Consider the following 4,158-nt stretch of genomic DNA (forward strand, 5'->3'; position numbering starts at 1 on the left):
AAATTAATACGCTGCATTTTCATTATATATAATTTATTTTTATTGGATATTACCTTATTAATTAGGTTATCGTATATTGATTGCTCGGTATTTTTCTATTAAAGACCAAATACTTTAGAGCCAATCTGATATACAAAGAAAGTTATAAACCAAGCTGTTAAAAGCTGAAAAGCTGCTATCTTAAACATATACTTGTAACTTCCTGTTTCTTTCTTTATTGTGGCAAGTGCCGCTGCACAAGGTATATAAAGAAGACAAAACAGCATCATACAAAAAGCATTTAGCGGACCAAATCCTATCTGTTTAAGTTGGATATTTAAAGTTGCCATATTGCTAAGCGCTCCTGTTCCCTTTACTCCAAAAAGAACTATAAAGCTAGATACTACTACTTCCTTTGCAGATATACCCGCTATTAAGGCAACTACAATCTGCCAGAATCCCAAGCCTACAGGCACAAGTATTGGCGTTGCAATTGCACCTATCTTTGCTCCAAAGCTCATAGACATATCCTTAGTGTATCCTGCTGGTCCGAAATTAAGTATAAACCAAAGAATAATCGATGCTATAAAGATTGTCGTACCTGCCTTAGTAATATAATCCTTTACTTTTTCCCATACATATATTCTAACTGTTCTTCCACTAGGCATTTTATACTCTGGTAACTCAATAAGAAGATAATCTTTCTTATTGTCCTTGTCCATCTTATGAAGCACAAATGCTACTGTAATAGCTACTGCCAGTCCTATTATATACATAGAATAGGCAACTATCATAGCGTGTTTAGCAAAAAACAACTGAGAAAAAAGAATATATATAGGCAGCCTTGCACTACAAGACATAAATGGTGTAATAAGCATTATTCTTCTTCTGTCTTTTTCATTTTCAAGAACCCTAGATGACATCAATGCTGGCACTGTACAACCAAATCCCAATATCATTGGAATAAATGCCCTTCCAGACAAGCCGAGTTTGCCCATTATACTATTCATTACATAGGCAACTCTAGACATATAACCACTATCCTCTAAAAATGCCAAAGCAAGGAATAATATAAATATATTTGGTAGGAATGATAAAATACCACCTACACCGGCAATTATACCGTCTACCACCAAAGAAATAAGCATCTTATTTACATCAGCAGCAGCCATATAGGTCGAAACTTTCGATGAAAACCAAGATAAGAATAACTCAAAATAATCCTTCATCCAGTCACCTATTGTAAAGGTAAGGAAAAATACAAGAGCCATAATAAGTAAAAATGCTGGTATTCCCAATACATTATTTAATAATATAGCATCTGCCTTCGCTGTTATTCTAGATGTCTTTTCCTTATTTACCAAAACTTCTTCAACTATTTCTTCTATAAAATCATACTTTTCATTTATAATCTCTGTTTCATAACTTTTATCAAGTACATCTGGAAGATCAACAGGATATCTATTGATAATCTCGCTATCATTTTCTAAAAATTTAATAGCATGCCATCTATAATTATTTATTTCAGGATATTTTTTTCTTAATTCATCTGAAATCTTATCTATTTTATTTTCTATAAAATCACTATACACCATAGCATATTTTTGATGTTTTTCATCATATTCATGATCATGATGGTGAATAATAACATCTTTTTCTTTACCGTCTTTATGATGTTCAATCGCGTGAATCAAAATCTCAAGACCTTTCCTCTTTTGAGCAGATACTGGAATTACTGGAATTCCCAACATCTCTGGAAGTCTGTGAAGATCAATCTCCATACCTCTCTTTTTTACAATATCCATCATATTCAAAGCCATAACTACTGGCTTACCCAGTTCAAGAAGCTGAAGTGTAAGATATAAATTTCTTTCAAGAGAAGATGCATCCACCACATCTACTATTACATCTACATCATCACTTAATATATAATTTCTTGAAACCTGTTCTTCCATAGTGTACGATGTAAGACTATAAGTCCCTGGCAAGTCCACAAGCTTGTAATTAAAATCTCCATGCTTCATGGAACCTTCTACTTTCTCAACTGTAACCCCAGGCCAATTTGCAACCTTTAGATTAGCTCCGGTAAAAGCATTAAAAAGCGTCGTCTTTCCACAATTTGGATTTCCAATAAACCCTACTGTCATCTCACCCATTTTATGCCTCCCTCACATAAATATTAGAGGCAACATCTCTTCCAATAGCAAACTTTGTGCCTCTTATGAGAATCACTGATGTTTTGTTTCTCTTTTGCTGCAACAAAGTTACCTTAGAACCTATTGTCATTCCAAGCGACTCCATTCTCTTTTCAAGAGTAATAGGAAGATTCACCTGTTCAACGACATATTTTTTATCTATATTTCCTTCTGCTAATGTCATACTTCCCCCGTCTTTCTATAGAATATTTATGCTTTATAAATATTTATTTACTTGCTTTTTTGCCTGTATTTAAGAATAAGTAAATACCGACAAACTTTATTATAACATAGAAATAGCCTATTATTATCAATTATCATTTGTAAATTTGATTTTATTGAAATAAAATTTACAATGAAATAGATTTTTACCTTTTATTACACTTAACATGCTATAATAATTCTAAAATACAATATAAGATGGAGGTAAAACAATGGATAAATATAATAATTCTTCATATTTTGATGGTGGACTTCTGCAATTTTTAGCTTGGACAATTTTAGGTGCGATTATAACAGTATGTACTTTTGGTCTCTGTTTACCATGGGCATATTGTATGATTTACCGTTGGGAAACTGAGCATACTGTAATCAATGGAAGACGACTACTGTTCGACGGTAAGGCTACACAGCTATTTGGAAACTGGATTAAGTGGTGGCTTCTTACTTTAATTACTCTTGGAATTTATGGTTTTTGGCTAGGTATAAAGTTAAAACAATGGAAAGTTAAGCATACTTTTTTTATTGAGTAATCTTTGATTATATTATATTATTTTAAAAGGAGATAAATAAATGAAAAAAACTGCTTTTTTAGTGTCATTTATTTTAGTTTCTAGCATTTTGCTAGGATGCACAAATAGCAAAGATAAAGCTGTTAGTAAAGAAGATATTTGGAAAAAAAATCCCCTTAGTGTCGTTCAGGTTTATTTTGATAATATCAACAATCATAAGAAGGAAGAGTGTGTCTACAATGACGTTGATATAGACTCAGAGGAAAATTCAAAGCATTTTCCATTTCTAGCAACAAGTCCTGATAAAGAAAAAGAGAGTTATGATATTATTAATAAAAGCATTGAAAAATCATATTTTATATCGGCAAAACCCTCTAACTATCAAGAAAAACTAACAGAAAATCCTATAAAAGTAAAGAGCAAAGATGGCAAAATTAAAAAATTCTACAATCCTATTACTTTAGATGTTACTTTCAAAACAAACTATAAAAAAGATGCTCCTCCTCTTCCTTTTGAAAGAGATTATGATAACATCACAACGGTTTTATTAATCCAAGATGACAATGGCGATTATAAAATATTATCGATGGGACATTAAAGCTTATTTTTAATAGATTATTTGTAGAAACAAAAAAGTTTCCCATATGGGAAACTTTTTTTATAAATATTTTATTAATTCTTGAGCCAAAACACTGTCTGGCTTTGTAAAAAACTTATCCTTATCCGACTGCTCTATTATTTCCCCATTATCCATAAAAACTACTTTATCTGCTATTCTTCTAGCCTGTGCCAAATTATGTGTTACTACTAATAAACTATACTTAGACTTTAAGTCCAAAAGCATCTCTTCTATGGATATCGTGTTTTTTAAATCGAGGGCGGAACAAGGCTCATCTAAAAGTATAATATCAGGATTAACACAAAGACATCTTGCTATGGCAAGTCTCTGTTTTTGTCCTCCAGATAATCTTTCAGCCTTTTTATTTAATTTATCCTTCACTTCATCGTACAGCCTTACTTTTTCCAAAAGTTCTTTCACTGCATTATCCATATTTTTTTTATCTTCTATTCCGTGATAATTTAACACATAAGAAAGATTTTTATATATTGAAATAGGAAAAGCTATAGGATTTTGAAATACCATTCCTATTCTTCTTCTTAATTCCTCTTTATTAATAGACTTTATTTCCTCACCCTTATATTTTATACTTCCCTTATAATATCCATTTTCTTCTTCTATGATTCTATTTATA

General features: G+C 31.4%; 5 protein-coding genes. 2 read left to right on the forward strand and 3 right to left on the reverse strand.

Annotation, left to right across the window (positions count from 1 at the left end):
- Window positions 1-98 precede the first annotated feature (98 nt).
- Both feoB and BMY82_RS09175 read right to left on the reverse strand, forming a co-directional pair.
- On the reverse strand, window positions 99-2,135 hold the full coding sequence (gene feoB / locus BMY82_RS09170) for a ferrous iron transport protein B (protein WP_091976252.1): 2,037 nt from the start codon (window positions 2,133-2,135) through the stop codon (window positions 99-101).
- 1 nt (window position 2,136) lies between these two features.
- Window positions 2,137-2,358, reverse strand: a complete 222-nt coding sequence (locus BMY82_RS09175) for a FeoA family protein (protein ID WP_091976253.1) — start codon at window positions 2,356-2,358, stop codon at window positions 2,137-2,139.
- Between the two features lie 373 nt (window positions 2,359-2,731).
- Here BMY82_RS09175 and BMY82_RS09700 point away from each other — a divergent pair, with 373 nt between their 5' ends.
- Both BMY82_RS09700 and BMY82_RS09185 read left to right on the forward strand, forming a co-directional pair.
- Window positions 2,732-2,926 carry a DUF898 family protein gene (locus BMY82_RS09700; RefSeq protein ID WP_330386715.1) on the forward strand — a complete coding sequence of 65 codons (195 nt, stop codon included), beginning with the start codon at window positions 2,732-2,734 and terminating at the stop codon, window positions 2,924-2,926.
- Window positions 2,927-2,966: 40 nt separating this feature from the next.
- A complete protein-coding gene (locus tag BMY82_RS09185) occupies window positions 2,967-3,503 on the forward strand; it encodes a hypothetical protein (protein ID WP_091976255.1) in 537 nt (178 codons plus the stop codon).
- A 60-nt stretch (window positions 3,504-3,563) separates the two neighbouring features.
- Here BMY82_RS09185 and BMY82_RS09190 read toward each other — a convergent pair.
- Window positions 3,564-4,158, reverse strand: a 595-nt coding sequence (locus BMY82_RS09190; protein WP_091976256.1) for a phosphate ABC transporter ATP-binding protein, incomplete at its 5' end; no start/stop codon positions are given.

Origin of the sequence: Peptostreptococcus russellii, from assembly GCF_900110295.1 — a bacterium.
GTDB lineage: Bacteria > Bacillota > Clostridia > Peptostreptococcales > Peptostreptococcaceae > Peptostreptococcus > Peptostreptococcus russellii_A.